Origin of the sequence: Rhizobium sp. LCM 4573, from assembly GCF_001854865.1 — a bacterium.
In the GTDB taxonomy this organism is placed as follows: Bacteria; Pseudomonadota; Alphaproteobacteria; order Rhizobiales; family Rhizobiaceae; genus Neorhizobium.
The window spans coordinates 353363-377850 of sequence record NZ_MDDW01000028.1; the positions used below are offsets into that span (position 1 = coordinate 353363).

Below are 24488 nucleotides of genomic sequence, written 5' to 3' on the forward strand. Positions count from 1 at the left end.
GCATCGGCCGCTTGGTCTCGATTTGACCGGCCTGCTTCCCCTTGCTATAAGCGCGCCACGGTCTGCAGTTCACCGAGGCGTCGCCGTCCCGAAAGGGAAGCTAAACCTGCCATGCTCCATTGAAGATGATCAGCACTTATCCCGTGCCGAAGTCGGAAGCCGGCGACCACAGACACCTTTTCCAAGGAACGGCACGTTCGAGGATAAGACATGCCGAGATCCATCTTTTCCATGGAGATCGCCGACCTTTCGGCCTTCGCCAAATCCATTCGCAATGAGATCGACAAGCTCGAGCGCAAGCCGAGCCATGTGGAAACGCTCAATCTGCTGACACGCGCCGCGGGTTTCCGCAATTTCCAGCATTTTCGCGCGACCAGAAAGACAGCCGAAGTTCTGCAGGAGTGGAACGTGACGTCGGAGGCCCCGCCGGCGCCCGACGAGGCGCGCGTGCTGAAAACGCTTCGCGTCTTCGATCGGGAAGGCCGCATAACCCGCTGGCCGACCAAACGATCGCAGCAGGAGCTCTGCCTCTGGTTCCTCTGGTCCAAGATTCCGTCGGGGCGCATTTTCAGCGAGCGTGAAATCAGCGAATTCCTGAACACGCTGCACCTGTTCGGCGATGCCGCGCTGCTGCGCCGCGATCTCTTCGATCTCGGCCTTGTCACGCGCAAGCGCGACGGCAGCGACTATCGGCGCATCGATAAAAAGAAGCAGCCGCCGGAACTCGGATTGCTGCTTCGGCGGGTCGCGGCGAAGGCGGCGGAAGTCGTCTAGCAGGCGACGGTCAGAGATCGACCGTGCCCCGGATGCAGGTGGTGACCTCTCCGCCCACCCAAATGTCGTCGCCGATTTTGTCGACATGTACCCGGCCGGCGCGGCCAAGCACAGTGCCTTGCGCTGCGATGTAGCGGTCCGGCGCAACACCGGAGCCGATGAGCCACTGGGCAAGCCCGGCATTGAGGCTCCCCGTTACCGGGTCCTCGTAGCCGTTGCGGGTGAAGGCGCGCACCTCGAACTGTGCGCCCTCGCCATCCAGTCGCGGGTCAAACGGGCCGACGAGGCCTACACGCGTCCCCGCAAGCACCGAATAATCCGGCTTGACGGAAAGCACATCCGCCCGCGTTGGCAGGAGAACGCCGATCCAGTCCGGTCCGTTCTCGACCCAGTTGGATGCCTGGATCATCGATGTGGGCAGATTGATCCCCTTGGCGATCCGCTCGATCAGGACAGGATCGACCGGACCGCTGCGCTTGAGCGGCGGAGCCGCGAAGGCAAGCCGGCTGCCATCGCGGCGGATGCGAACAAGACCGGCGCCGCATTCCTGTACGATCTCGCCTTGAGGTGCGTTTGCTGCCTGGCTCAGCCAGACATGCGCGCTGCCCAGCGTGGGGTGGCCCGCAAAGGGCAGTTCCTGGGTCGGCGTGAAGATGCGGAGGCGGTAGTGCGCCTCTGGGCTTGTTGGCTGCAGCAGGAACGTCGTCTCGCTGAGATTGGTCCAGTTGGCGAAGGCCTGCATCTGGGCATCATCAAGCGAATCCGCACCCACGACGACCGCGAGCGGATTGCCCCGCATGGGCTCGCTGGAGAATACGTCGACTTGCTGGAAAGGGAAAATTGTCATCCGTGCATTCCGTCATCCTCGCCCTCGGGTTAAACCCGAGGGTGTGCCGAGGATCTACTACGGCTTCTTATGACTGATCCTCGGGACGAGCCCGAGGATGACGTCAGTGGAGGTCACAGCACCAGGCGGAACTTGGCGAAACCGTTTTCGCCGTCGCCGGCATCCTCGATCTTCGCGCCCTTCACCTCAGCCGCATATTGACGGCCCTTCGGTCCGGTCTCGAACACCGCAGTCGTGCCGGGCAGGGGCTTGAACGACCAGTTGGCGTCCGCCGACGGATTGATCTCGCCCTGTTCGACAATGTAGCGCACGATCACGTCGCGATTGGTGTCCGGCGCCACGAAGATCAGCTTGTCGGCCGCGATCTCAGGGAACTTGCCGCCGCCGCCGGCGCGGTAGTTGTTGGTCGCCACCACGAACTTCTGCGCCGGATCGATCGGCTTGCCATCGAATTTGAGATCGACGATGCGGTGGGCGTCAGCGTTGACGAGCTTGCCGTCCTTGTCGAAACGCACCGGCTGCGAAAGATCGATCTGGTAGGTGACACCGTCGATGACGTCGTAATTGTAGGAAGGGAAATCGCCGTTCAAGAGCGGTGCATCCTTCGATCCTGCCTTCACCTGGTTGAACATGCCTGCCGACATTTCCAGCCAGTTCTTCACCTGCTCGCCGGTGACGAGCACCGCCTGCACCGTGTTCGGGTAGAGATAGAGGTCTGCGACGTTCTTGATCGCGATGTCGCCCGTCGGAACATCCGTATAATATTCGGCGCCGCCGCGCCCGCCGGCCTTGAAGGGGGCTGCGGCCGAAAGGACCGGGTAGTCCTTGTATTGGCCGTCCTTCAACATGTCCTTGATGTACCAGGTCTGCGCGTTGGAGACGATCTGCACCGAAGGATCGTCGGCCACCAGCGCGAAATAGGAATAGAGCGGCGCGGATGTCTTGCCGACCGGCCGGCGTACATAGGCAAGCGTCGCCTCATGCTCTGCCTTTGCCGCCGCCGTGACCTCCGGCTTGTCGGCAACGTCCGCAACGATCTTGCGGTTTTCGTCGCGGTGGTAGATCGGCCGCGCCTCGGAGGTAGAATCGATGATCTTCCAGCTATTGCCGTCCTTTTCGAGCAGCAGGTCGATGAGCCCCATATGCGAGCCCCAGAAGCCCGCCATGACGGCGGGCTTGCCCATCAGCGTGCCCTTCTTGGCATCCGCCCCGGTAATGCCGTCGAAATCCTTCGGGCCGGGGAAGACGAGATGCTGGTGCCCGGTGAAGACCGCGTCGATACCTTCGACGCCGGCGAGATAGAGCGAGGCGTTTTCCATGCGCTCGCTCAGCCCGGTGCCGTCGATGCCGGAATGGGAGAGCGCGATAACGATATCGGCACCTTCTTCCTTCATCACCGGCACCCAGGCCTTGGCGGCATCCACGATATCGCGGGTCTGCGCCTTGCCTTCGAGGTTCTTGGCATCCCATGTCATGATCTGCGGCGGCACGAAGCCGATGAAGCCCACCTTGATCGGGCTTGTCGCGCCGGAGCCGTCACGGATCTGCTTCTCGATGATGACATAAGGTTTGAAGAAAAGTTCATCCTGTTTGGGATCGGAAGCCAGCATGCCTTTGGTAAGATTCGCACAAACATAGGGGAAGCCGGCGCCGGCTAGCACCTTGAACATGAAGTCCAGGCCGTAGTTGAACTCGTGGTTTCCGAGCGTTCCGACATCGTAGCCGAGCACGTTCATGGCGGTGATGACGGGGTGCTTGTCGCCCTCCTTCATGCCGCGCTCATAGGCGATGTAATCGCCCATCGGATTGCCCTGCAGGAAGTCGCCATTGTCGATCAGCATTGCGTTGCCGGCCTCGGCCCGGATCGAATCGATAATGGAAGCCGTGCGGGCAAGCCCCATCGTGTCGTTCGGCTTGTCGCCGTAATAGTCGTAGGGGAAGACGTGGACGTGGATGTCGGTCGTTTCCATGATGCGCAGATGCGCCTGGTTGCCTTGCGCGCGTGCGGCGAACGGATGCAACATCACGAGTGCCGAGGTGGCCGCGACCCCGCCGAGCAGAGAGCGGCGGGTGATCGGGTGAAGGGCGGTGAACGACGACATTGTGATCTCCCTCTGGATCGTTTTCGCCGGCAGATTAGGCGCAATCGCACACGCTTGCATCACCAAAATGACAGGGGATGATTGTCGGTCGGGGAGGGGCCGGAGATTGCCTCCGTCCGCTCGGATTTACCGCGTCAGAACAGGCTTCACTTCCTGGTGGAAGAAGCGGAAATAGGAGGAGACCTGGGCCAGCGCATTGCTATTGAGGTTGAACTGCACGCCCACCCGGCTGCCGCGGCACCATTTGACGGTGCCTTCGAGAATGCCGAGTTCCTCGCTCTCGATGCGCACGCGGCTGCCGCCTGCGGCATGGAAGGGGCCGTGGAGTTCGAGAGCCATCCCCGTCTCGGAAAGATCGATGACGCGCCCCTGCGTGGCCTGGTTGAAATAACGGATGGTGCCGAAGATGCGGGTTCTGCTGCGCTCAGCACGTCGGGTCTTCATGTCGAAATTGGCGTTTTCCATGACGAGCATCCGGGGTTGTGTTGCCTTGCAGCGATAAGTAGCAGGCATTTCTTGAACTCCCCTTTTGGGAAAGATTAAAAATCGAGCGGTCGCGCTAGCTAAATCTTCGCGTTGCCTTCTCGCTCGTTTGACAAACTTCCCGCAGCGTCCGACGCATGGAAGATGCGTTCAACTGATTCCCCTCCAGCGCGATCCTCATCGGCATCTCATAGGCCGATATTCGGTCGGTCGATCACCTCGCGTAGGGCAAAGCTAGAATTGATCTTGACCACGTGCGGCAGCGCCGAAAGCCAGTCGCGGTGAATGCGCTCGTAGTCTTCCAGGTCCTTCGCCGCCACGCGCAGAATATAGTCATACTCCCCGGACATCAGGTAGCAGACGAGCACATTGGGGCAGAGCTTCACCGCCGCCTCGAATTCGGCAAGCGTCTTTGCGAACTGTCCCGATAGCGAGATGTGCACGATCACCATCATCTTGTATTCGAGCGCCTTGTTGGAAAGGCGCGCGTGGTAGCCGCTGATCGTGCCGTTCTTCTCCAGGATATCCAGGCGCCTGGAGCAGGCGGAAGGAGACAGGCCGACGCGCTGCGCGAGCTCCGCATTGGAAATGCGGCCTTCCTGCTGAAGAATGCGCATGATCGCAAGATCGATGGCATCTATCCCGCTCATTCGATGATCCTTCGAAAAAATATTCTCTTATGCAATAGTCTGCGAAAATCCGCTTTGTGGCAATTCCTCTTCGCAAGGACATTCTTCCGATTCTCTGTTTTGCTTGATCCGTTGAAAACGAAACGGCTGAAAGCCAAGAGATAGAGAGGAACGCTGAATGCGTGTCGGGTGCCCGAAGGAAATCAAAAACCATGAATATCGTGTCGGCCTCACGCCGGGCGCGGTGCGTGAATACGTGGCGCACGGCCACGAAGTGCTGATCGAAACCAAGGCGGGCGCCGGCATCGGCGCGGATGATGCCGCCTATATCGCCGCAGGTGCCCGGATCGTCGGCACCGCGAAGGAAATCTTCGAAAAATCCGACATGGTCGTGAAGGTCAAGGAGCCCCAGCCCAACGAATGGGTGCAGCTCCGCGAAGGCCAGCTTCTCTATACCTATCTTCATCTCGCGCCGGACCCGGAACAGACCAGGGGCCTGCTCGCGTCCGGCGTTACCGCGGTCGCCTATGAAACCGTGACCGACGAGCGCGGCGGTCTTCCCTTGCTTGCTCCCATGTCGGAAGTTGCCGGGCGGCTGGCGATCCAGGCCGGTGCGACGGCGCTGCAAAAGGCGAATGGCGGCCGGGGCATCCTGCTGGGCGGCGTTCCGGGCGTCCTGCCGGCGAAGGTCGCCGTCATCGGCGGGGGTGTCGTCGGCCTGCATGCCGCCAGAATGGCCGCCGGTCTCGGTGCGGATGTCACCATCATCGATCGATCGCTGCCGCGGCTCCGCCAGCTCGACGATATCTTCAACGGCCGCGTCCATACCCGTTATTCGACCATCGACGCCGTGGAGGAGGAGGTCTTCTCCGCCGATCTGGTCGTCGGTGCCGTCCTCATTCCGGGTGCCGCCGCGCCGAAGCTCGTCAGCCGCGAAATGCTCTCCGGCATGAAACAGGGGGCCGTGCTGGTGGATGTCGCGATCGATCAGGGCGGCTGCTTCGAGACCTCGCATGCAACCACGCATTCCGAGCCGACCTACGAAGTGGATGGCATCGTCCATTATTGCGTCGCCAACATGCCGGGCGCGGTGCCGGTCACCTCGGCTCATGCGCTCAACAATGCGACCCTCCATCATGGTCTGGCGCTTGCCGWTCGCGRCCTCCGGGCAATTGCCGAAGACAAGCATCTCCGCAATGGCCTCAACGTCCACAAGGGCAGGGTGACCAACAAGCCGGTCGCCGAGGCGTTGGGCTACGAGGCCTATGCGCCCGAGAGCCTGCTGAGCGTGGCGTAATCATTTCGATATATCGGAACATCTCGATGTCCGACCACTCGAAACATTCCTTGGAAACGCCGGCGCCTCCGCGTCGGCGTTTCCGATTTTGCCGGAATGTCATCCTCGAACAAGCGAGGATAGCGGCGGACGGGTCTGGACTTGTCAGTAGCCCGACAAGATTTTTTTCCCGCGCAAATTCAATACGATATGATTTAGATATATCTAACATCTGGACATGATCCACCCGTGAACTATCTTTAGATATATCGAACGATAGTCGAAGGAGACATGCGATGTTCGGACACAGATTTGAAGGCCGTAACGGCTGCCATGGCCGCGAGCGCAGGAATTTCGAGGAAATGTTCGCGATGAATGGCGGGCCGTTCCGCCGTGGTTTCGGCGGTCGCGGCGGCACCGGAGGCGGACGTGGTTTCGGTGACGATGGCGACGGCCGTATCGGTCGTTTCCTCATGCAGGGCGATCTCCGCCTGGTCGTATTGGCCCTGATCGAAAAGGAGCCGCGCCACGGCTACGAGATCATCAAGCATATCGAGGATCTGACCTACGGCTTCTATGCGCCGAGCCCCGGCGTCATCTACCCGACGCTCACCTATCTCGAAGAAGCCGGCTATGTCGTCGCCGAGGCGGAGGGTAACAAGAAGCGCTACGCCATCACTGACGAAGGCCGCAAATATCTCGACGAGAACCGGAATTTTGCAGCGGTCATCCTCGATCGGCTGTCGCAGATCGCCGAGCGGATCAAGCAGCGGCAGGAGCGCCGTGAGCGAGGCCGCGATGGCGGACCGAACCTTCCGCGCAGCGTCGATTCCGCCCTTCTGAATCTTCGCGAGGTGATTGCCCGCCAGCTGGAGACCGACGAGAAGAAGGCCGGCGAAATCGTCAGGCTCCTCCTGCAGATCGCGGAAGATCTGGACCGTAACGGCAACCAGGGCAATGCCTGATTTGCTTGCTGGGAGGCGCCGAATAGGCGCCTCCTTCGCGCATCAAGCGGCTGCATTCTGCGTGATGATTTCGAGCAGTTCCTGCGTGTCGTAATAGAAGGGTATGCCCTCGATAAGCCGCCCGTCCCGGAACCGAAGGCGCTCGCAGAATGGCTGGGTGACGGTCCTGCCCGTCGCTCGTGACATCATCGTCAGATTGCAGGAAAGGTGGATCTCCTCCGATGATCCGGTAACCAGGAGCCCGTTCACCTTCATATCGCTCCAGACCTCGCCCATCTTGGCGAAAAGGGCGGCGATCCCGTCCAGGCCCTCCCAGTTCCCGCGATAGGGCAGGGAGGCCGGTTCACGAACGATCACGTCCTCCGCGAAGGCTTCCGCCAGCTGTCGGATGTCTTTCTTCTCGGACGCCAGGAAGGCCATTTCAACGGAAAACATCCGCTCGACGATTGCTTGCGGGCTGCGACCCGCCGCGCCGCTCTCCGCTGCCCCGGATGGCATGGCGGCATTCTCCAGGTCCGGCGTCTCGGCGCCGTCGATCCGGCACTGGTAGCAATTGTTGCGGGCCGAGCGCACATGCACATAGGCGATATCCTCTCGTGCCAGCAGCTCTTCCGCCCGCGCGGCGATTTCGCCGGTGGGCGTGACCGCCCCGCTGCCGTAGACGATCCGGTCGTCATGGCCGTAGCCTCGCACGATATAGTCCGGGCTCGACAGCATGGGAGGCAGGATCTCTTGCGCCGCGTAGCGCTCGCATGGCTGCTTGTGCAGGAAGATCGGCCCGGTCTCCGCATAGGGCTGCAGGTCCGGAAACGGGCGGTAGGCGAAGACGAGGAATTCCTCGCCGGCGTCGATATTCCGCAGGCAGTGACGGCAGGGATGGCCGGGACCGTCAGAAACCTTTGTTTCCGGGGGAAGGCCATAGGCATCGGGGCTGCCGCTCCACAGATATGCGGCATGTTCGGTCGGCATGGCGTTGAAGGTGATGGTCATGGCGGTCTCCTTGTCTGAGAACGCCTGTGATGCGCCGGGAAAAACTTCGAAACCACCCGTTTCTTGCCGGCCGTCAGCCGTCCAGTGCTTTCAGAAGCTCCGCGTCCGTCATCGGTTGGATCAGCGCCTCGCTGGTGCCGACGGGGGAAAAACCCATCATCTGGTAGAGCTGCAATGCGCGGGGATGGTCGAGCGTATTGGTTGTCACCGTCACCTTTTGCGGGTTGCTCTGCCAGGCGGCATAAAGCGCCTGCAGCAGGAACCATTTTCCGATGCCGAGCCCGATCGCCCGCTCGAACAGGCCGAAATAGGAAAGCTCGACCACATCCTCGTTCAACTGAAGGAGTTCGAAGAAGCCTGCCGGCGCACCGTCGACGTAAAGAACGGTTACGGAGACGCGCGGGTCGTGGATCGTCGCGGCAAGCTCCTCGTCGCTCATCTTCAGCCGCTTGTACCAATGCCAGCGCTTGCCGACCTGACGGTAGATATAGCGGTAGTAATGCAGCGGAATATCCGGCGCGCGGATGATCGCCGTCTGGATATTCGCCGGCACCGGCAGGCTCGCCTTGGGTGGAGCCGTCATTTCGAGGCTCGTCACATGCGCCTTCAGGGGAGCGGGCTTTCTCGCCATGTCGATCAGGCCGTTTTTGGCGTCGGCGGACCGGAAACGATCGGCGTATCCTCCCGGCTTCCCCATTCCGACCAGGAGCCGTCGTAAAGCGCGTTGTCCTGATGGCCGAGGGATTCCAGCGCAAGCGTGATGATCGCGGCGGTAATGCCGGAGCCGCAGCTCGTGACCACCGGGCGGCCGAAATCTATGCCCGCATCCTCGATTGCCTGTCTCAGTTCGGAAAGCGGCCTCAGCTTGCCGTTCTTCGAAAACGTGCCGGAAGGCAGGCTGCGGGCGCCGGGCATATGCCCGGAGCGCATGCCGGCGCGCGGCTCCGGCTCGGTGCCGGCAAAGCGGCCGGCGCTGCGGGCATCGGCGATCTGCCGCGACCCTTCTCCGACGACCGAAAGCATCGTCTGGAAGTCAATCACCTTGTCCACGCGGAAATTGGTGTTGAAAGCGGCGGGCACGGGCGAGGGGATCGCGGTCTCCAGCGGCCTGCCTTCAGCCTTCCAGCCATCGAGCCCGCCGTCGAGAACGTAGACGTTCTCCGCGCCCATAATGCGGAACAGCCACCAGGCGCGCGGGGCGGAGAAGATGCCCGGCCCGTCATAGACGACGATCCGATCCTTCTCGCTGATCCCCATCCTGCCGACCGTCTCGGCGAAGAACTCCGGGGAGGGGACCATGTGCGGCAGGCCGGTCGAGTGGTCGGCCACCTTGTCATGGTCGAAGCGAAGCGCGCCGGGAATGTGCCCGGCCGCATATTCGGCATCCGCGTCGCGGTTCTGGGCGGGGAGATAGAAGGAGGCGTCGAGAACCTTGAGATCGGGACTGCCGAGCTCCTTCTGCAGCCAATCGGCCGAAACCACGAAACGGCTTGTCTCGCTCATCATGTTCTCCTGGAATTCTCAGGCTTCCGCCGCCGCATCGGGCTCGCCGAACCGGATTCTGAACCGGCGGTTCTCCTTGCCCTTCTTCTCGATCTTGGCGATGTGGATCGCGCCTACTTCCTGCGTTTCGGAGACATGTGTGCCTCCGCAGGGCTGGCTGTCAATGCTGGAATTCTCGCCGATGCACACCAGGCTCACCCGGCCGAGACCCATCGGCGGACGCACGTTCTTCGACTTCACGATACCCGGATTGGCCGCCAGCTCCTCGTCGGTGATCCACTGGACGTAGACGGGGTGGTTCTCCTTGACGAGCGCCATCAGCTTCGCCGTCACCTCATGCCTGTCGATCGTCTCGCTCATGTCGAAATCGACTCGCGCTTCTTCCTCGCCCACGGCTGCGCCGGTGATCGGATACTGGCAGACGACCGAGAGCAGATGGCAGGCGGTGTGCATGCGCATCATGCGGTAGCGGCGCGGCCAATCCACATGCAGCGTCAGCTTTTCGCCGACCAGCGGCTGCGGCTCGCCTTCAAGCGGAACATGGATGACGATGTCCTTGGTCGCTCCGTGCCTCGTCGGCGCTAGCTGGATTTTCGCGCCGTCGCTGCGCTCCAGGAAGCCCGTATCCCCCGGCTGGCCGCCGGACGTGGCGTAGAAGCAGGTGCGGTCGAGTTCTATACCGCCATCCTCGTGAATGGCGGTCACCACCGCTTCGGCAGTCGAAAGATAGAAGTCGTCGCGGTAGAGGGCTTCCACTGGCATGTCGGTTCCTGGGATTGCGTCAGACGGTTTCGAAAGGAACGGGGATGTGCCGTTTCTCGGTCAACCAGCGCGGGATGGGCAAGCCCTTCGACTTGAGGAAATCCGGGTTGAAGAGCTTGGATTGGTAGCGGTTGCCGTAGTCGCACAGAATGGTGACGATGGTGTGCCCCGGACCAAGATCCTTGGCCAGCCTGATGGCGCCGGCAATGTTGATGCCGGTCGAGCCGCCGAGGCAGAGGCCTTCCTTCTCGACGAGGTCGAAGATGAACGGCAGGGCTTCCGCATCGGGAATCCGATAGGCGAAATCCGGCGTAAAACCTTCGAGATTGGCGGTGATACGGCCCTGGCCGATGCCTTCCGTGATCGAGGAGCCCTCCGACTTCAGCTCGCCATGGGCGTAATATTCGAAAAGTGCTGCCCCCTCCGGATCGGCTATACCGATCTTGACGTTCGGGTTCTTCGCCTTCAGGCCTTCCGCGACGCCGGCAAGCGTCCCGCCCGATCCGACCGCGCAGATGAAGCCGTCTACCTTGCCGCCGGTCTGCTCCCAGATCTCCGGTGCTGTGGTTTCCACATGCGCCTGACGGTTGGCGACATTGTCGAACTGGTTGGCCCAGATCGCCCCATTGGGATCGGTCTTGGCAAGCTCCTCGGCCAGCCGGCCCGAAACCTTCACGTAGTTGTTGGGGTTTTTGTAGGGAACCGCCGGAACCTCAACCAGCTCCGCGCCCATCAGTTTCAGAGCATCCTTCTTTTCCTGACTCTGGGTCTCGGGAATGACGATTACGGTGCGATAGCCGAGCGCCTTGGCCACCAGCGTGAGACCGAYTCCCGTATTGCCCGCCGTGCCTTCCACGATCACGCCGCCGGGTTTCAGCAGCCCCTTCCTCTCCGCGTCGCGAATGATGTAGAGCGCCGCGCGATCCTTGACCGACTGGCCCGGATTGAGGAACTCCGCCTTGCCGAGGATTTCGCAGCCGGTCGCTTCGGAAGCGCCCTTGAGCCGGATAAGCGGCGTATTGCCGATCACGCTGAGAACGGAGGGATGGATGGTCATCGGAGCCTTCTTTCGATTGCTTCATGTAAGCAGGGTCTTTTCGGCGGGCAAGTTCCAAAAGGCAAGAAATTCTGTTCCTTAGGATACCGATGCAGGCAAATTCCGTTTCGTCTTATTCCTCCGCGATCTTTGCCGCGCCCGGAGATGAAGCCGGGCATGAAAAAGGCCGGCGCGCGCTGCGCTGCCGGCGATCATGTCCGGAATAGGGGCCGTGCGGACGGTCGATATCCTATCAGTGCGTATAAAGCCGAGCCTCGCTCACGGCCTGTTCGAACTGTTGCCGCGCCTCCTCGGGGGATTTGCGTCCGTCGAGTGCTGCCCGGCAGGCGCTGCGGGCTCTCACGAATTCCGGACCTCGCATGTCCGGCCAGCGATCGGTCAAGAGTGCCAGTGCCTCGAAGGGGCTTTTCACGTATTCCGTACCGAGATGGCCGAAGGTCACGTGAACGGGCTTCTCCCAACTTGTATTGCGCATTGCTAGCTCCTCCCAAGATACCAACAGAATGAAACGTTGAACTTGCCAGATGGTTCCTCCAGATGCGGATACTTTGTAATCCGCCTGAGGACCGAAGCGCGACATGCTTCCTCGTTCCTGCTCCGGGCGCGAATGTAGCATAAAAAATCCGCCCGCGAGCCGCGATGTTAAGAAATCTCTAACAAAGATGGTTAAGATTTTAACGATTGTAAGAGCATGCGTAACCGATGCGGCGAATGTTCGTTGATGCGCGGAAATAGGAGGTGCTGGATGACCCTGAAATTCCTGAACTCGCTTCTGAACAACACCGACAATGCCGAGGCCACCGGCACCTATCCCGATGGCGTGTTTCACCTGACATTGACGGAACCGGCGTCCGCCGAAAAGCGCAACAGCCTGCGCGCCTCCTATGAGCGGGACCACAGGGCCGCTCTCAAGATGGAGAACAGCCCGGTTCATTTCGTCTGATCCGGTTCTGACCTAACCGTGCACGATCTCGCGGTGGCGCTGCAGGCGCTGGCCGTAGGCTTGGCTGATGCGGTCGAAGATGATCGCGATGCCGACGATCGCCAGTCCGTTGAAGATACCCAGCGTGAAATACTGATTGGAGATTGCCCTCAGCACCGGCTGACCGAGGCCCTGGACGCCGATCATCGAGGCAATCACGACCATGGCGAGCGCCATCATGATCGTCTGGTTGATGCCGGCCATGATGGTCGGCAGCGCAAGCGGCATCTGCACGTCCTTCAACCGCTGCCAGCTTGACGAGCCGAAGGCGTCCGACGCCTCCAGCACGTCGCGGTCCACCAGCCTGATGCCCAGATTGGTGAGCCGGATCATCGGCGGGATGGCGTAGATCACCACCGCGATGAGGCCGGGCACCTTGCCGATGCCGAGCAGCATGACGACGGGGATCAGGTAGACGAAGCTCGGCATGGTCTGCATCACGTCCAGCACCGGATTGATGATGTTTTGCAGTCGGTCGGAGCGCGACATGGCGATGCCGATCGGAATGCCGATAGCGATCGAAAGGACGGTGCAGACGAAGATCATCGAGACGGTCTTCATCGTGTCGTCCCACATGTCGAAATAGCCGATCGCCAGAAGGGTCACGATGCAGCCCGTCACGATTTTCCAGTTGCGGCTCGCGAGCCAGGCGATCAGCGCGATCGCGATCAGCACGATCGGCCAGGGCGTGCGCGTGAGCAGTCGCTCGGAATGAACGAGAAAGAGCTGCAGCGGATCGAAGAAGGATTCGATGCTGTCGCCATAGGCGCGGGTGAAGGACCGGAAGCCATCGTCGATCATCTTCTTCAGGTCGCGCAACCTGTTGTCGTCCATATGCGGGAAGCGGGTCAGCCATTCCATCTCGGGCCTCCTTCGGGTGCGGACATGCGGCTTTGAAAAGCCGGACAGCAAAGGAGGGCGGCGCGATCGATATCACGCCGCCCGCTCCAGGTGTCGTTCAGGTCAGAGGGCGGCCTTGATCTTTTCCGCAGCCTCCGGCGAAACCCACGAGGTCCACATGGCCTCGTTCTCCCGGAGGAACTGCTTGGCGCCGTCCTCGCCGGTCGCCTGGTTGTCGGTCATCCAGGCCATCAGCTTGTTGACCGTGTTGTTGGTCCAGGCGCGCTTGTTGAGATAGTCCATGATCTCCGGCCCGGCGCGATCGGCGAAGCTCTTCGTAAGCAGCGTCTGCACCTTGTCTTTCGGCCAGTCGTTCGGCTTCGGATCGGCGCAGTCGGCCACAGTGTTGCAGCGCTTCCACTCGGCGGCGTCATAGGGCACGCCGTGCTCGAGCTTCACCATCTCGTAGCGGCCGAGAAGGGCGGTGGGTGCCCAGTAATAGCCGACCCAGCCCTGCTTGGCCTCGTAGGCCTTGGCGATCGATCCGTCGAGGCCGGCCGCAGAACCGGTATCGACCAGCGTGAAATTCGCCTTCTCCGCTTCATAGGCCTTGTAGAGCTGTGCGGTCGCCACCGTGCCGCCCCAGCCGGCCGGGCCGTTGAAGATGGCCCCCTTGCTGGAATCTTCCGGATCGGGGAAGAGTTCCGGATGCTTCAGCATGTCCTGGATGGTCTTGATGTCCGGATGGGCGTCGGCCAGGTATTTCGGTATCCACCAGCCCTGCACGGCGCCGTCCGAGAGCGCGACGGCCGCGCCTACGAGCTTGCCTTCGGTAATGCCGCGGCCGACGACCTCCGGCAGCAGGTCCACCCAGCCTTCCGGCGCGAGGTCCGGCTGGCCTTTTTCCACCATGGACGTGATGGTCGGCACGGTATCGCCCACGATGATCTCGGCATTGCAGCCGTAGCCTTCGTTGAGGATGAGCTTGTCGAGCGCTGCAAGAACCTCGGCGCTCTGCCAGTTCATGCTTGCGATCGTGACGTCTCCGCATTCGGCCGCGGAAGCCGGACTGCCGATGGCGAAAAGGCCCGCGGCAAGACAGGTGGCTGCAAGGAGATGCTTCATTTTCGTTCCCTTCTGATTGTTGCAGGCCGTTTGACCGTTTGGCAGGTTTAATTCCTGCTCTTTTCCTCGGGTCGAGTTTTGCATGAAGGAGGAAGGACGCTGTTTCGTTTGCGCCCATGTTCTGCCTGTTTCCGCCAACGGAAAACTCATTCTTTTCAGGAGCATTACTCCGATGCGGCGGATGCGGGTGCTGGAAATGCCGACGCAATAGTTCGGGAAACTTGCAGATTCGATTCGACAAGCGGGCCTTGCCGCGTTAGGCAGATTAAACGATTAATCACCTTCAAGTGCGGGCGCCAGCGTGAACCGGCCGAAACCGAAATTGTCGAGGATTGCGGAAACGCTCGGCGTTTCCGTCGCGACCGTTTCGAATGCGCTTTCCGGCAAGGGCCGGGTCTCGCCGGAACTCGTCGAGCGCATCCGCGCCACCGCCGCCGAGCTCGGCTACGTGCCGAGCGTGGCGGGCCGGGCGCTTCGCACCGGGCGCAGCGGCGTCCTCGGCCTCGTCCTGCCCAATATCGCCAACCCGCTCTTCCCGCAGATCGCGCAGGCGATCGAACATGCTGCCGCCGGAGCCGGATACGGCGTCCTGATCGCCAACTCCCGCGGCGAGATCTCAACGCAGACGGAAGCGATCGGCCGGCTCATCGAGCGCGGCGTGGACGGCATCGTCATCGTGCCCCGTCGCGGCACCCGCATCGTCGAGGCCGGCTGTCCCATCGCCGTCATTGATAGTCCTTCCACTCCCGGAAACACGGTGTCCGCCGATCATTGGGAGGGGGGCAGGCGAATGGGTGCGCACCTGCGCGAACTCGGCCACCGCAATGTGCTTCTCATCGGAAACAACACGACCTCCAACGTGCAGAGCGACCGCATTGGCGGTCTGAAGGCGGGGTTGGGCCCCAATGCGGCCACGGAAACGCTCTGGATCGAAAGGCTGGAGGCGGCGGGCGGTGCCGGTTGTCCCCTCGGTCTCGTGGAAAAGGTGCGCGGCGGCGTGACCGCGATCGCCACGCTTTCCGATCTCACCGCGCTTCGCGCGCTCACCGAATTGCAGGGCGCGGGTATTTCGGTTCCAGACACGGTCAGCGTCACCGGCTTCGACGACCTCATCTGGTCCTCCGTGGTGACGCCGAGGCTCACCACCATGCGCATGGACATGGGATCGATCGCGGAGATCGCCGTGACGGCGCTGGTGGACGCGATTGAGGGCGATCGGCGGGGGAATGGCGGAGAGGAGACCTCGGGGCCTGTCTCTGCGCCGATTTCGAAGGTTCCGATGGAATTGGTGATCCGCCAATCGACGGGTGTCGCGGGCGTGGGGTCGTTGAAAGCAAAAAACCGGACAGAAGGAGAACTCGCATCATGAAGAAGGTCATTCTCGCATCGGGCGTTGCCCTGATGCTCGGCATGGGCGCGGCGCACGCGCAGGAAAAGACGCTCACCATCTCGGTCTATGCCTTCGCGCAGGACGAGTTCAAGCAGATCGTCTACGATCCCTTCGAGAAACTGTGCGGCTGCAAGCTGGTCGTGGAGACCGGCAACAGCGTCGAGCGCCTCGCCAAGATGGAGGCCAACAAGGCCAATCCGGTGGTCGACATGGCCGTCGTTTCCATGGCCGATGCGCTTGCCGCCACCCGCTCGGATCTCATCGAGAAGATCGACACCTCCAAACTTTCCAACTTCGACAAGCTCTATGACCTCGCCAAGGACCCGAATGGCGACGGCATGAGCGTCGGCTACACCTTCTATGCGACCTCGATCGCCTACCGCACCGACAAGATGAAGATCGAATCCTGGGCCGATCTCCTGAAGCCGGAATATGTCGAGCACGTCGCCTTCCCGAACGTCACAACCAACCAGGGCCCTCCGGCGCTCTACATGCTTGGCCAGGCCCTCGGCAAAGACAGCCCGGACCTCAAGGGCGCCATCGAAGCGCTCGGCGAGAAGAAGGACGAGATCGTCACCTTCTACGTGAAGTCCTCGCAGCTCGTTCAGCTCATGCAGCAGGAGGAGATCTGGGCCGCTCCGATCGGCCGCTTCTCCTGGGCGCCCTTCACCAAGCTCGACCTGCCGATCGGCTGGGCCACCCCGAAGGAAGGCCAGACGGGTGGCATGAACGTCATGGTGCTGGCCAAGGGCTCCAAAAACCAGGAGCTTGCCCTGCAGTTCATGGATTTCTGGCTCTCCACCGAGGTCCAGGCGAAGCTCGCCGAAGCCCTCGTCGATAGCCCGGCCAACAAGGAGGTGAAGGTTTCCGACCAGGTCGCCAACAACATCACCTACGGCCAGGAAACCGCCGAGAGCCTGAAGCTGATCCCTTCAGATGTGGCGCTCGACAACCGCGATGCCTGGCTTTCCGAGTGGAACGCCAAGGTAGGGCAGTAAGAGGCTACTCATCGCGCTCTAACGTCATCCTCGGGCTTGTCCCGAGGATCTACCGCGCTCCTTTCAGGGGCGGGGTCGCTCAGGAGACAACTACCTATGTTTCACAATAGAGCCGAAGCCATGGCACTTGCCCTGCCGGCGGCAGTCTTCGCGGCGGCGGTGTTTCTGCTGCCGGTGATCCTGCTGCTGGCGGAAGGTTTCAAGTCTGCGGAAGGCTGGACCGCCGCCGCCTATACCGGCTTCTTTTCCGAGTCGATCAACCAGACGGTCTTTTGGCGGACGCTGAGGCTCGGCGCCATCGTCACCGTCGTCTCGGCGGTGATCGGCTATGCGGCGGCGTTCGCGATCGTCAATCTGAAGCCCGGCACCAAGGGCCGCATGATCGGCCTTGTCATCCTGCCGCTGATGATCTCGCCAGTGGCGCGCACCTATGCCTGGATCGTCATCCTCGGGCGTACCGGCATCGTCAATCAGGCGCTGCAGGGATTGGGGCTGACGGACGGACCGCTGCGCATCCTGTTCACCGAGACGGCGGTCTTCATCGGTCTCCTCCAGCTCTTCCTGCCGCTGATGATCATCTCGCTGATCTCGGCGCTCGAAAACATGCCGCGCGATGCCGTTCCGGCCGCCCGCGTGCTCGGCGCCAACTGGTTCCAGGTCTTCTGGAAGGTCATTCTGCCGCTCACAAAGGAGGGCGTGGTGATCGGTGGAACGCTGGTCTTCACCGGCTCGCTCACCGCCTATATCACGCCCGCCATCCTCGGCGGCTCCAAGGTGCTGATGCTGGAAACGCTGCTCTACCAGCAGGTCAGCGTCGCCAATGATTTTGTCTCGGCAAGTGTCATCGCGCTGATCCTGATCGTCATGAGCTTTGCYGCCAACCTGCTCCTGAAGCGCGTCGCAACCGCGAGGAACAAGCGATGATCCAGCGCCTTTTCGCTCCCCTCGCGCTCTTCCTGGTGATCGGCTTCCTGATCGGGCCCTTCCTCATCATCGTCGCGGCGTCTTTTTCCGCCGGAGATACGCTGGCCTTCCCGCCGCAAGGCTTTTCGCTCCGCTGGATCGCTAAGGTCTTCACGGTAGAAAGCTTCCGCGACAGCTTCGCGACCTCGATGATGCTGGCGATCGGCGGCACATTCTGCGCGCTGGTGCTCGGCATTCCCGCCGCCTATGCCATGTCGCGCTACAAGCTGCCGCTCTCCGAGACGGTCCGCACGATTGTCTCGGCGCCGGTCATCGTGCCGGGCATCATCGTCGGYCTTGCGCTCCTGCGCTATTTCGTCGTGCCCTTCGGCATCGGCATCACGCCGGCACTGTTCCTCGCTCACACCGCGCTCGTGCTGCCCTATGCGGTTCGCGTGGTTTCCGCCAGCCTCGCGAACCTGCGCTCCGATATCGAGGAAGCCGCCGTCCTGCTCGGCTCGTCGCGGCTCGGCGCCTTCTTCCGCGTGGTGCTGCCGAACATTCGTGGCGGCATTCTTTCCGCCTTCATCCTGGGCTTCGTCACCAGCTTCAACCAGGTGCCGGTCTCGCTCTTCCTCTCGGGGCCCGGTGTGCGCACCCTGCCGATCGACATGATCGCCTATATGGAGATTGTCTTCGATCCGTCGGTCGCCGCGCTTTCCTCGCTGCTCGCCTTCATGTCCATCGGCATCGTCTTCCTTGCCGAACGTTTCCTTGGATTCTCCCGCTATGTCTGATCTCGATTTCCTGAGCCTCGAAAAGCTGACGCTCGCCTATGGCGACAGCGTTGCGGTGAAAGAGCTCGATCTTTCCATCCGCAAGGGCGAACTCGTTGCCTTCCTCGGCCCGTCGGGCTGCGGCAAGACGACCACCATGCGGGCGATCGCCGGGCTGCTGGCGCCGGCCTCGGGCCGCATTCGGCTCGATGGCGCGGATATCACCCGCGTCTCCGCCAATAAGCGGTCAGTAGGCCTCGTTTTTCAGTCCTACGCGCTCTTCCCACACCTGAGCGTCTTCGAGAACGTTGCTTTCGGCCTCCGCCTCAAGAAGCTGCCTGCCGCCGAAATCGAAAAGCGCGTGAATGCCGGCCTGAAGTCCGTGGGCCTGACGAGCTTTGCCTCGCGCAAGCCGGCCGAGCTATCTGGAGGGCAGCAACAGCGTGTGGCGCTCGCCCGTTCGATGGTCATGGAGCCGAAGGTTCTGCTTCTCGACGAGCCGCTCTCGAACCTCGATGCCCGCCTGCGCCTCGAAATGCGCACCGAGCTGCAGCGGGTGCAGAAGGAGACCGGCGTGACGATGATCTTCGTCACCCACGATCAGGGCGAAGCGCTGTCGCTCGCAGACCGGATCGTGGTCATGAAGGGCGGCGCGATCGAGCAGATCGGCACGCCGGAGGAAATCTATAACCGTCCGGTTTCCTCCTTCGTGGCGGATTTCGTCGGTTTCGAAAACATCTTCGAGCTTTCCGGCGGAAAGCTGAAGGCGGCGAATGGCCTCTCCGAGCTTTCCGGACCGGTCCCCTCAGCGGCGGGACTGGCCTGGCGGCCGCGCATGGTGACCCTTGGATCAGGTCCTTTCCGGGGCACCGTGCGCGGCGCATCCTTCTCCGGCGACAGCCGAGAATATCTGCTCGATACGCCGCTCGGACCGATCAAGGCCGAAATCGACGCGGCCTTGCCTGCCCATGCTCCGGACACTGAGCTCGCCTTCGATCTTCCGGTCGAAAAGGCGGCGGAACTCAAGCGGTTCGGCTGATCCGATGGGCGTCTGGATCGATACCGACATGGGCTTCGACGACATCGCCGCGGTGATGGTCGTCCTGGCGTCGGGCGAGACGGTGGACGGCGTTTCGCTGGTCTTCGGCAACGCCACGCTCACCCAGGTGGAAAAGAACGCCGCCGGTGCTTCGCAGGCCTTCGACTGGCGGTTTCCCGTCCATCGCGGCCGCGCGGCGCCGGTCCTCGGACGCATCGAAACCGCCGAGAACATCCTCGGTGCTCAAGGCATGCCGACCGTCGGCCTGCACCTTCCGCAAGTCCCGGTGCCGGAACTGGACGATGCCTTTTCCGCTCTCTGCCGCTGGCTGGAGGGCGAAGGGCCGCGCCGCATCCTGGCACTCGGGCCGCTCACCAATATCGCCGCGCTCGCGCTGGCCCGTCCCGATCTCGCGGCACGGATCGACGAGATCGTCTGGATGGGCGGTGGTGTCACCAGCGGCAATCACACGGCGTCTGCCGAGTACAACGCTTTCGCCGATCCCGAGGCGCTGGCCATCGTGCTGGCGCACGGCATTCCCTTCCGCATGGTCGATCTCGATCTTTGCCGCAAGGTTCTGGCCGGCCCCGATGACGTCCTTCCGGTACGCAGAGCGGGCGGCCGCAATGCTCCGCTGATCGCGGATCTCCTGGAAGGGTTCATCGGGATTGCGACCAGCCGGGGCAGGGCGGCGATGTCGCTCTACGATGCCGTCGCAGCGGTCGCCTTCGTCTGTCCCGAAACGGTGACATGGCAGGCAGCCCGGCTCGATGTCGAGCTTGCCGGCGCGCTCACCCGCGGCCGCACGGTGGTGGAAACGAGGCCCGGACGGGTCGAATTCAACGCGGCCTACGGCAGGGATATCGATACCGGTCGGGCACGCATGATGATTTTGGATGCCCTGAAAGTGGAGGCAGCCCGATGAAGGGAATGATCGCGACCGTTGGCGAGTTCAACGATCCGCAACTGCGCGAGCGCGCCGTCGAGGCGGCGAGGGGCGATGCACCCTTCGACGTGCTGATTGCCGGCGGCACGCTGGTCGATATGGTGACGGGTGAGTTGCGCCCGGCCGATATCGGTCTTGTCGGGCCGCTGATCGCCAGCGTTCATGAAGCCGGCAGCCGTACCGATGCGGTGGAAACCGTCGATGCGGGCGGGGCCTTTGTCTCGCCCGGCCTTATCGATACGCATATGCATGTCGAAAGCTCCATGGTCACGCCGGCAAATTATGCGGCGGCGGTTTTGCCGCGCGGCGTCACCACCATCGTCTGGGACGCGCACGAATTCGGCAACGTCTACGGCGTCGATGGCGTGCGCTGGGCGGTCGAAGCGAAGAAGAAGCTGCCGCTGCGCGCCGTCATGCTGGCGCCCTCCAGCGTGCCCTCCGCGCCCGGGCTCGAAATGGCGGGCGCCGATTTCGATGCCGATGTCGTCGAGGAAATGCTGATGTGGCCGGAGATCGGCGGCCTTGCGGAAATGATGAACATGCGCGGCGTCATCGAGCGCGATCCCCGCATAACCGACATCGTCCAGGCGGCGCTCGCTTCTGAAAAGCTGATCTGCGGACATGCGCGCAGTCTTGCCGGACCTGATCTTCAGGCTTTCATGACCGCCGGGGTGACCTCGGATCATGAACTGGTGTCGGCGGAGGACCTTCTTGCCAAGCTGCGCGCCGGCCTGACGATCGAGCTGCGCGGCTCGCACGATCACCTTCTGCCGGAATTCGTAGAAGCCTTGAACACGCTCGGCCATCTGCCGCAGACGGTGACGCTCTGCACCGACGACGTCTTCCCCGACGATCTCTACCATCAAGGCGGATTGGACGACGTCGTGCGCCGGCTGGTGCGCTACGGCATGAAGCCGGAATGGGCGCTGCAGGCCGCCACCTTCAATGCTTCCCGCCGCATCGGGCGCGCCGATCTCGGCCTCATCGCCCCCGGTCGCCGTGGAGATATTGTCCTCTTCGAGGATCTGAAGGATTTCCGGGCGCGCGAGGTTTTCGTCAGCGGCAGGCGTGTCGCCAAGGGCGGCGACATGACCATGGAACTGGCTGCGGCAGACCCGATGCCGCTTCGTGATTCCGTGAAGCTCAAGCATTTGAGCGAAGAAGATTTCAAGCTGCGCGCGGAAGGCGGCAAGGTCCGCCTCGCGACGATCGACCAGCCGAGATTCACTTGCTGGGGKCAGACGGATGCGGATGTCGTCGACGGTTATGTGGTACCCCCGGAGGATACGGCGCTGATCGCCGTGACCCACCGCCACGGCCGCGCCGACAGCCGCACCCGTCTTGGTTTCCTCAGGGGCTGGGGCGCCTGGCGGGGCGCCTTTGCCAGCACCGTTTCGCATGACAGCCACAACCTCACGGTCTTCGGCAGCGATCCCCGCGTCATGGCGGCAGCCGCCAATGCGGTGATCGAGGCGGGCGGCGGTCTGGCGGTTGCTTCGGAAGGCAAGATCGACGCTCTGTTGYCACTGCCGCTGGCGGGCCTGGTTTCCGAAGCCGGGTTGAAGGAGGTCTCCGAAGGCTTTTCGGCGATCCGCTCGGCGGTGGACCGCGTCGTGGACTGGCAGCCGCCCTATCTTGTCTTCAAGGCCTGCTTCGGCGCGACGCTTGCCTGCAATGCCGGGCCGCATCAGACCGATCGTGGCATTGCAGACGTCACGACCGGCCGCCTGCTCGAAAGCCCGATCCTGGAAACGCTCTGAGAGAGCCCGTCAAAAGCCCAGCAGGTGGCGGCAGACCATTGCCGCCGCCCAGCCGGCGCCGAGCATGATGAGGCCGGGATAGCGCAGCGCCACGAGAAGGGCTGCCGCCATGGCGATCTTCACGTCCCAGCCGCCGGTAAAGAAGGCCGGCGCCACGAGCGTCGCCAAAACCGCGGCGGGCACGGCATTCAGCGCCGCTTCCATGCGCGGCGGAATGGTCTTCATGCGCGTGATCAGCACATAGCCGCCGATGCGCGTGAGGAAGGTCGCGACCGCGGCGGCGGCGATCAGCAGCACCATGCCCATGCTGGAATGGTCTTCCATCTCAAGCCTCCGTCTCGCTTGCGGGCTCGCCCTCGGGTTCGCCCACGGCTTCGGAAGCCTGCAGCGGCAGAAGTGCGGCGACGATGATGCCGACGACCGCGCCTATGCTCACATGCCAGGGCGAGCCGACGAAGTGATAGCCGAGGACGGAGCCCAGAACGCTTGCAAGCACCACGGGATAGAAGCCGGGCTTGCTGCGGAAGCCGAGTACCAGCCCGAGGAAATAGATCGGCAGCAGCACGTCGATGCCGAGCGTCCTCGGATCGCCGATCATCCGGCCGAAATAGGCGCCGACGACGCTGAAGAACAGCCAGGGAAGATAGATCGAGACGCCGAAACCGAGATACCAGAGGAAATCGACCCCGCGCCCGTCCTCGCCGCGCCGCACGCTTTCGGCAAATTGCGGGTCGGTCAGCAGGAAGAAGGTCAAGAACTTCTGGACGGGTGAAAAATGCCGGATGAAGCGGGCGATCGCCGCCGAATAGAGCACATGCCGGAAGTTCACGGCGAAGACGGACAGAACCACCAGCCAGGGTGCGACGTTCTGGCCGAAGAGTTCGATGCCGACGAGCTGGCTTGCGCCGGCATAGACCACGGCGCTCATCAGCCCGGCCTCGAAGACCGAAAGCCCGTTGTCCACGGCCACGGCGCCGAACAGCACCGCGAATGGGGAGGCCGAGAGGGCGATGATGGCGCCGCCCTTCATGYCTTCGAAAAGCTCGTTGCGTTTCATGGGGTATACCTCTGCGGCAGGCTTTAAGCGCCAAGCTTGCCGGAGGCAATTCAATTGGGCTGATGGAACGATCGATTCCGCTGAACCATCGTTGCTACGGCATCAGGATCGACGTTTAGATCGGAGCGTTTGGAAGCTTGACTCGGCCCAAAGAGGGATATACTTTGGATCCATGGATCCAAAGTCGATTTTCAGTGAGTTGCAGGACGAGATTGAGTCGGGACAATTGGCGCCGGGCTCAGTTCTCAAGCAGGAAATGATCGCCGAGCGCTTCGGTGTCAGTCGGCAGCCCGTCAGGCAGGCCTTGAACCGGCTACTCGGCACTGGCCTGGTCGTGCGCCGTCCGGATCGCAGTCTGGCGGTGGCGATGCTGTCGGAACGGGAGGCGGCCGAACTTACCGGTCTTCGGGCTATTGTCGAAGTTGCCGCTCTGGAACAGTCGATGCCATCGCTCTCGCCTGCCATTTTACGGGCCGCCGAGAAGCTTAATGATGAGCTGTTTGCGGAGTATGATCCGTTGCGGATTCTGGAGCTTGATCAGCGATTTCATCTAACGCTGTACAGCGGCTGCGAAAACACACGATTGCTTGAAACCATTACGGCACTCCGGCGGGAATCCCGACGATCGATTATTCATCAAAAGCGCGGCGCTCAGGCACGTACCGATTTTTTCGAGGAGCATGCTGCGATCGTCGCTGCTTGTGCACGGCAGGATTTCCCCGCCGCGGCAGAGCATCTTCGCCGCCACCTCACGCAAACGACCGCAAGACTTCTTTCTATGCCCACAAAGGATGATGCATCATGAAGATGACCGTCGAGGTACATTGGGAGCGCGAAGGCGCGGTATTCACTGACAAGCGTTACAGTCGCGCCCATGTTTGGCGCTTTGACGGCGGTCACGTGGTGCCGGCTTCGGCTTCGCCGCATATCGTTCCGCTCCCTTATTCTGTGGAGGCCAACGTCGATCCGGAGGAGGCATACATCGCAGCGATTTCCAGTTGCCACATGTTGACTTTTCTTTCGCTCGCGGCTCCCAGGGGGATCGTCATCGAAAGCTATACCGACAAGGCGGTTGGCATCATGGAGAAGGTCGGCGGAAAACTTGTCGTCAGCCGTGTTGATCTCAATCCGGCCATCGTCTACGCCGGGGAGCAGCCTACCGCCGCAATGCAAGCCGAGTTGCACCACTCGGCGCATGAACAGTGTTTTATAGCCAATTCGGTCAAGACGGAAATCTGGGTGGCCGCTTGATTGCCTGCGCCCACCGGTGCCTACTCCGCTCTA

At 62.1% G+C, this 24488-nt stretch carries 27 protein-coding genes and 1 pseudogene; 13 read left to right on the forward strand and 15 right to left on the reverse strand.

The genetic code is table 11. From position 1 onward, the window contains the following. Positions 1-210: 210 nt before the first annotated feature. Complete coding sequence (locus LCM4573_RS23705; RefSeq protein WP_071008932.1) at positions 211-774, forward strand: DUF2087 domain-containing protein; 564 nt, start codon at positions 211-213, stop codon at positions 772-774. Positions 775-784: 10 nt separating this feature from the next. Here the strand turns inward: LCM4573_RS23705 and LCM4573_RS23710 are convergent, their stop codons facing one another. The 4 genes from LCM4573_RS23710 to LCM4573_RS23725 form a co-directional block, all read right to left on the reverse strand. Beyond that, positions 785-1621 carry a PhzF family phenazine biosynthesis protein gene (locus tag LCM4573_RS23710; protein ID WP_071008934.1) on the reverse strand — a complete coding sequence of 279 codons (837 nt, stop codon included), beginning with the start codon at positions 1619-1621 and terminating at the stop codon, positions 785-787. A 113-nt stretch (positions 1622-1734) separates the two neighbouring features. After that, the gene (locus LCM4573_RS23715; RefSeq protein ID WP_071008936.1) at positions 1735-3723 is read right to left on the reverse strand and encodes a bifunctional 2',3'-cyclic-nucleotide 2'-phosphodiesterase/3'-nucleotidase; all 1989 of its coding nucleotides are present in this window, start codon (positions 3721-3723) and stop codon (positions 1735-1737) included. Between the two features lie 126 nt (positions 3724-3849). Continuing rightward, positions 3850-4236 carry a PilZ domain-containing protein gene (locus tag LCM4573_RS23720; protein ID WP_407071764.1) on the reverse strand — a complete coding sequence of 129 codons (387 nt, stop codon included), beginning with the start codon at positions 4234-4236 and terminating at the stop codon, positions 3850-3852. Positions 4237-4394: 158 nt separating this feature from the next. Continuing rightward, a complete protein-coding gene (locus tag LCM4573_RS23725) occupies positions 4395-4856 on the reverse strand; it encodes an Lrp/AsnC family transcriptional regulator (protein WP_071008938.1) in 462 nt (153 codons plus the stop codon). Positions 4857-5013: 157 nt separating this feature from the next. On the opposite strand from LCM4573_RS23725, the gene ald reads away from it, so the two are divergent. Then, on the forward strand, positions 5014-6132 hold the full coding sequence (gene ald / locus LCM4573_RS23730; RefSeq protein ID WP_071008939.1) for an alanine dehydrogenase: 1119 nt from the start codon (positions 5014-5016) through the stop codon (positions 6130-6132). Between the two features lie 275 nt (positions 6133-6407). Continuing rightward, positions 6408-7076, forward strand: a complete 669-nt coding sequence (locus LCM4573_RS23735; RefSeq protein WP_083347607.1) for a PadR family transcriptional regulator — start codon at positions 6408-6410, stop codon at positions 7074-7076. Between the two features lie 42 nt (positions 7077-7118). On the opposite strand, the gene LCM4573_RS28375 is transcribed toward LCM4573_RS23735, so the two are convergent. The 7 genes and pseudogenes from LCM4573_RS28375 to LCM4573_RS23765 all read right to left on the reverse strand — a co-directional run bounded on the left by LCM4573_RS28375 (position 7119) and on the right by LCM4573_RS23765 (position 11863). Further along, positions 7119-7574: a nuclear transport factor 2 family protein gene (locus tag LCM4573_RS28375; protein WP_198539782.1), complete on the reverse strand. Its 456-nt coding sequence runs from the start codon at positions 7572-7574 to the stop codon at positions 7119-7121. Between the two features lie 12 nt (positions 7575-7586). Continuing rightward, a pseudogene (locus LCM4573_RS28380) lies at positions 7587-8066 on the reverse strand (DUF1203 domain-containing protein); the annotation flags it as partial. A gap of 73 nt (positions 8067-8139) precedes the next feature. Then, a complete protein-coding gene (locus LCM4573_RS23745; protein ID WP_071009225.1) occupies positions 8140-8697 on the reverse strand; it encodes a GNAT family N-acetyltransferase in 558 nt (185 codons plus the stop codon). Between the two features lie 5 nt (positions 8698-8702). Further along, positions 8703-9569 carry a 3-mercaptopyruvate sulfurtransferase gene (gene sseA, locus LCM4573_RS23750; RefSeq protein WP_198539776.1) on the reverse strand — a complete coding sequence of 289 codons (867 nt, stop codon included), beginning with the start codon at positions 9567-9569 and terminating at the stop codon, positions 8703-8705. Between the two features lie 18 nt (positions 9570-9587). Further along, complete coding sequence (locus LCM4573_RS23755) at positions 9588-10331, reverse strand: alanyl-tRNA editing protein (RefSeq protein WP_071008943.1); 744 nt, start codon at positions 10329-10331, stop codon at positions 9588-9590. A gap of 19 nt (positions 10332-10350) precedes the next feature. Further along, complete coding sequence (locus LCM4573_RS23760; RefSeq protein WP_071008945.1) at positions 10351-11388, reverse strand: cysteine synthase A; 1038 nt, start codon at positions 11386-11388, stop codon at positions 10351-10353. Positions 11389-11620: 232 nt separating this feature from the next. Beyond that, the gene (locus tag LCM4573_RS23765) at positions 11621-11863 is read right to left on the reverse strand and encodes a DUF982 domain-containing protein (protein ID WP_046792635.1); all 243 of its coding nucleotides are present in this window, start codon (positions 11861-11863) and stop codon (positions 11621-11623) included. Between the two features lie 270 nt (positions 11864-12133). Between LCM4573_RS23765 and LCM4573_RS23770 the strand changes: the two genes are divergently transcribed. Beyond that, complete coding sequence (locus LCM4573_RS23770) at positions 12134-12331, forward strand: hypothetical protein (RefSeq protein ID WP_046792634.1); 198 nt, start codon at positions 12134-12136, stop codon at positions 12329-12331. A gap of 12 nt (positions 12332-12343) precedes the next feature. Here LCM4573_RS23770 and LCM4573_RS23775 read toward each other — a convergent pair whose 3' ends face one another. Then, the gene (locus LCM4573_RS23775) at positions 12344-13231 is read right to left on the reverse strand and encodes a proline/glycine betaine ABC transporter permease (protein WP_071008947.1); all 888 of its coding nucleotides are present in this window, start codon (positions 13229-13231) and stop codon (positions 12344-12346) included. 102 nt (positions 13232-13333) lie between these two features. After that, positions 13334-14335, reverse strand: coding sequence for an ABC transporter substrate-binding protein (locus LCM4573_RS23780; protein ID WP_071008949.1), 1002 nt, complete (start codon positions 14333-14335; stop codon positions 13334-13336). Positions 14336-14636: 301 nt separating this feature from the next. Here LCM4573_RS23780 and LCM4573_RS23785 point away from each other — a divergent pair, with 301 nt between their 5' ends. From LCM4573_RS23785 to LCM4573_RS23815, 7 genes are all read left to right on the forward strand, one after another. Further along, complete coding sequence (locus LCM4573_RS23785; protein ID WP_071008951.1) at positions 14637-15704, forward strand: LacI family DNA-binding transcriptional regulator; 1068 nt, start codon at positions 14637-14639, stop codon at positions 15702-15704. Beyond that, positions 15701-16723 (forward strand): ABC transporter substrate-binding protein, encoded by a 1023-nt coding sequence (locus LCM4573_RS23790; protein ID WP_071008953.1) that lies wholly within the window; start codon positions 15701-15703, stop codon positions 16721-16723. The genes LCM4573_RS23785 and LCM4573_RS23790 overlap by 4 nt, the downstream gene beginning before the upstream one ends. A 96-nt stretch (positions 16724-16819) precedes the next feature. Then, complete coding sequence (locus LCM4573_RS23795; protein WP_071008955.1) at positions 16820-17647, forward strand: ABC transporter permease; 828 nt, start codon at positions 16820-16822, stop codon at positions 17645-17647. Then, the gene (locus LCM4573_RS23800) at positions 17644-18423 is read left to right on the forward strand and encodes an ABC transporter permease (protein ID WP_071008957.1); all 780 of its coding nucleotides are present in this window, start codon (positions 17644-17646) and stop codon (positions 18421-18423) included. Before LCM4573_RS23795 ends, LCM4573_RS23800 begins: the two co-directional genes overlap by 4 nt. Next, positions 18416-19441, forward strand: a complete 1026-nt coding sequence (locus tag LCM4573_RS23805) for an ABC transporter ATP-binding protein (RefSeq protein WP_071008959.1) — start codon at positions 18416-18418, stop codon at positions 19439-19441. Before LCM4573_RS23800 ends, LCM4573_RS23805 begins: the two co-directional genes overlap by 8 nt. A 4-nt stretch (positions 19442-19445) precedes the next feature. Then, entirely contained in the window at positions 19446-20366 is a 921-nt protein-coding gene (locus LCM4573_RS23810; RefSeq protein ID WP_071008961.1) for a nucleoside hydrolase, read from the forward strand. Next, the gene (locus tag LCM4573_RS23815) at positions 20363-22147 is read left to right on the forward strand and encodes an adenine deaminase (protein WP_071008963.1); all 1785 of its coding nucleotides are present in this window, start codon (positions 20363-20365) and stop codon (positions 22145-22147) included. Before LCM4573_RS23810 ends, LCM4573_RS23815 begins: the two co-directional genes overlap by 4 nt. A 9-nt stretch (positions 22148-22156) precedes the next feature. Here LCM4573_RS23815 and LCM4573_RS23820 read toward each other — a convergent pair whose 3' ends face one another. After that, positions 22157-22471 carry an AzlD family protein gene (locus LCM4573_RS23820; protein ID WP_071008964.1) on the reverse strand — a complete coding sequence of 105 codons (315 nt, stop codon included), beginning with the start codon at positions 22469-22471 and terminating at the stop codon, positions 22157-22159. A gap of 1 nt (position 22472) precedes the next feature. Next, entirely contained in the window at positions 22473-23204 is a 732-nt protein-coding gene (locus tag LCM4573_RS23825) for an AzlC family ABC transporter permease (RefSeq protein WP_071008966.1), read from the reverse strand. A gap of 172 nt (positions 23205-23376) precedes the next feature. Here LCM4573_RS23825 and LCM4573_RS23830 point away from each other — a divergent pair, with 172 nt between their 5' ends. Together LCM4573_RS23830 and LCM4573_RS23835 are read left to right on the forward strand one after the other, a co-directional pair. Continuing rightward, positions 23377-24009 (forward strand): GntR family transcriptional regulator, encoded by a 633-nt coding sequence (locus LCM4573_RS23830; protein WP_071009226.1) that lies wholly within the window; start codon positions 23377-23379, stop codon positions 24007-24009. Then, positions 24006-24455: an OsmC family protein gene (locus LCM4573_RS23835; protein WP_071008968.1), complete on the forward strand. Its 450-nt coding sequence runs from the start codon at positions 24006-24008 to the stop codon at positions 24453-24455. Before LCM4573_RS23830 ends, LCM4573_RS23835 begins: the two co-directional genes overlap by 4 nt. The last annotated feature ends 33 nt before the right edge of the window (positions 24456-24488 follow it).

What these genes read in the sequence shown, in the direction of transcription:
- LCM4573_RS23705 (WP_071008932.1), top strand. Translation starts at nt 211, where the DNA reads ATGCCGAGATCCATCTTTTCCATGGAGATCGCCGACCTTTCGGCCTTC.
- LCM4573_RS23710 (WP_071008934.1), bottom strand. Translation starts at nt 1,621, where the DNA reads ATGACAATTTTCCCTTTCCAGCAAGTCGACGTATTCTCCAGCGAGCCC.
- LCM4573_RS23715 (WP_071008936.1), bottom strand. Translation starts at nt 3,723, where the DNA reads ATGTCGTCGTTCACCGCCCTTCACCCGATCACCCGCCGCTCTCTGCTC.
- LCM4573_RS23720 (WP_407071764.1), bottom strand. Translation starts at nt 4,236, where the DNA reads ATGCCTGCTACTTATCGCTGCAAGGCAACACAACCCCGGATGCTCGTC.
- LCM4573_RS23725 (WP_071008938.1), bottom strand. Translation starts at nt 4,856, where the DNA reads ATGAGCGGGATAGATGCCATCGATCTTGCGATCATGCGCATTCTTCAG.
- LCM4573_RS23735 (WP_083347607.1), top strand. Translation starts at nt 6,408, where the DNA reads ATGTTCGGACACAGATTTGAAGGCCGTAACGGCTGCCATGGCCGCGAG.
- LCM4573_RS28375 (WP_198539782.1), bottom strand. Translation starts at nt 7,574, where the DNA reads ATGCCATCCGGGGCAGCGGAGAGCGGCGCGGCGGGTCGCAGCCCGCAA.
- LCM4573_RS23745 (WP_071009225.1), bottom strand. Translation starts at nt 8,697, where the DNA reads ATGGCGAGAAAGCCCGCTCCCCTGAAGGCGCATGTGACGAGCCTCGAA.
- sseA (WP_198539776.1), bottom strand. Translation starts at nt 9,569, where the DNA reads ATGAGCGAGACAAGCCGTTTCGTGGTTTCGGCCGATTGGCTGCAGAAG.
- LCM4573_RS23755 (WP_071008943.1), bottom strand. Translation starts at nt 10,331, where the DNA reads ATGCCAGTGGAAGCCCTCTACCGCGACGACTTCTATCTTTCGACTGCC.
- LCM4573_RS23765 (WP_046792635.1), bottom strand. Translation starts at nt 11,863, where the DNA reads ATGCGCAATACAAGTTGGGAGAAGCCCGTTCACGTGACCTTCGGCCAT.
- LCM4573_RS23770 (WP_046792634.1), top strand. Translation starts at nt 12,134, where the DNA reads ATGACCCTGAAATTCCTGAACTCGCTTCTGAACAACACCGACAATGCC.
- LCM4573_RS23775 (WP_071008947.1), bottom strand. Translation starts at nt 13,231, where the DNA reads ATGGAATGGCTGACCCGCTTCCCGCATATGGACGACAACAGGTTGCGC.
- LCM4573_RS23780 (WP_071008949.1), bottom strand. Translation starts at nt 14,335, where the DNA reads ATGAAGCATCTCCTTGCAGCCACCTGTCTTGCCGCGGGCCTTTTCGCC.
- LCM4573_RS23790 (WP_071008953.1), top strand. Translation starts at nt 15,701, where the DNA reads ATGAAGAAGGTCATTCTCGCATCGGGCGTTGCCCTGATGCTCGGCATG.
- LCM4573_RS23805 (WP_071008959.1), top strand. Translation starts at nt 18,416, where the DNA reads ATGTCTGATCTCGATTTCCTGAGCCTCGAAAAGCTGACGCTCGCCTAT.
- LCM4573_RS23810 (WP_071008961.1), top strand. Translation starts at nt 19,446, where the DNA reads ATGGGCGTCTGGATCGATACCGACATGGGCTTCGACGACATCGCCGCG.
- LCM4573_RS23820 (WP_071008964.1), bottom strand. Translation starts at nt 22,471, where the DNA reads ATGGAAGACCATTCCAGCATGGGCATGGTGCTGCTGATCGCCGCCGCC.
- LCM4573_RS23830 (WP_071009226.1), top strand. Translation starts at nt 23,377, where the DNA reads ATGGATCCAAAGTCGATTTTCAGTGAGTTGCAGGACGAGATTGAGTCG.
- LCM4573_RS23835 (WP_071008968.1), top strand. Translation starts at nt 24,006, where the DNA reads ATGAAGATGACCGTCGAGGTACATTGGGAGCGCGAAGGCGCGGTATTC.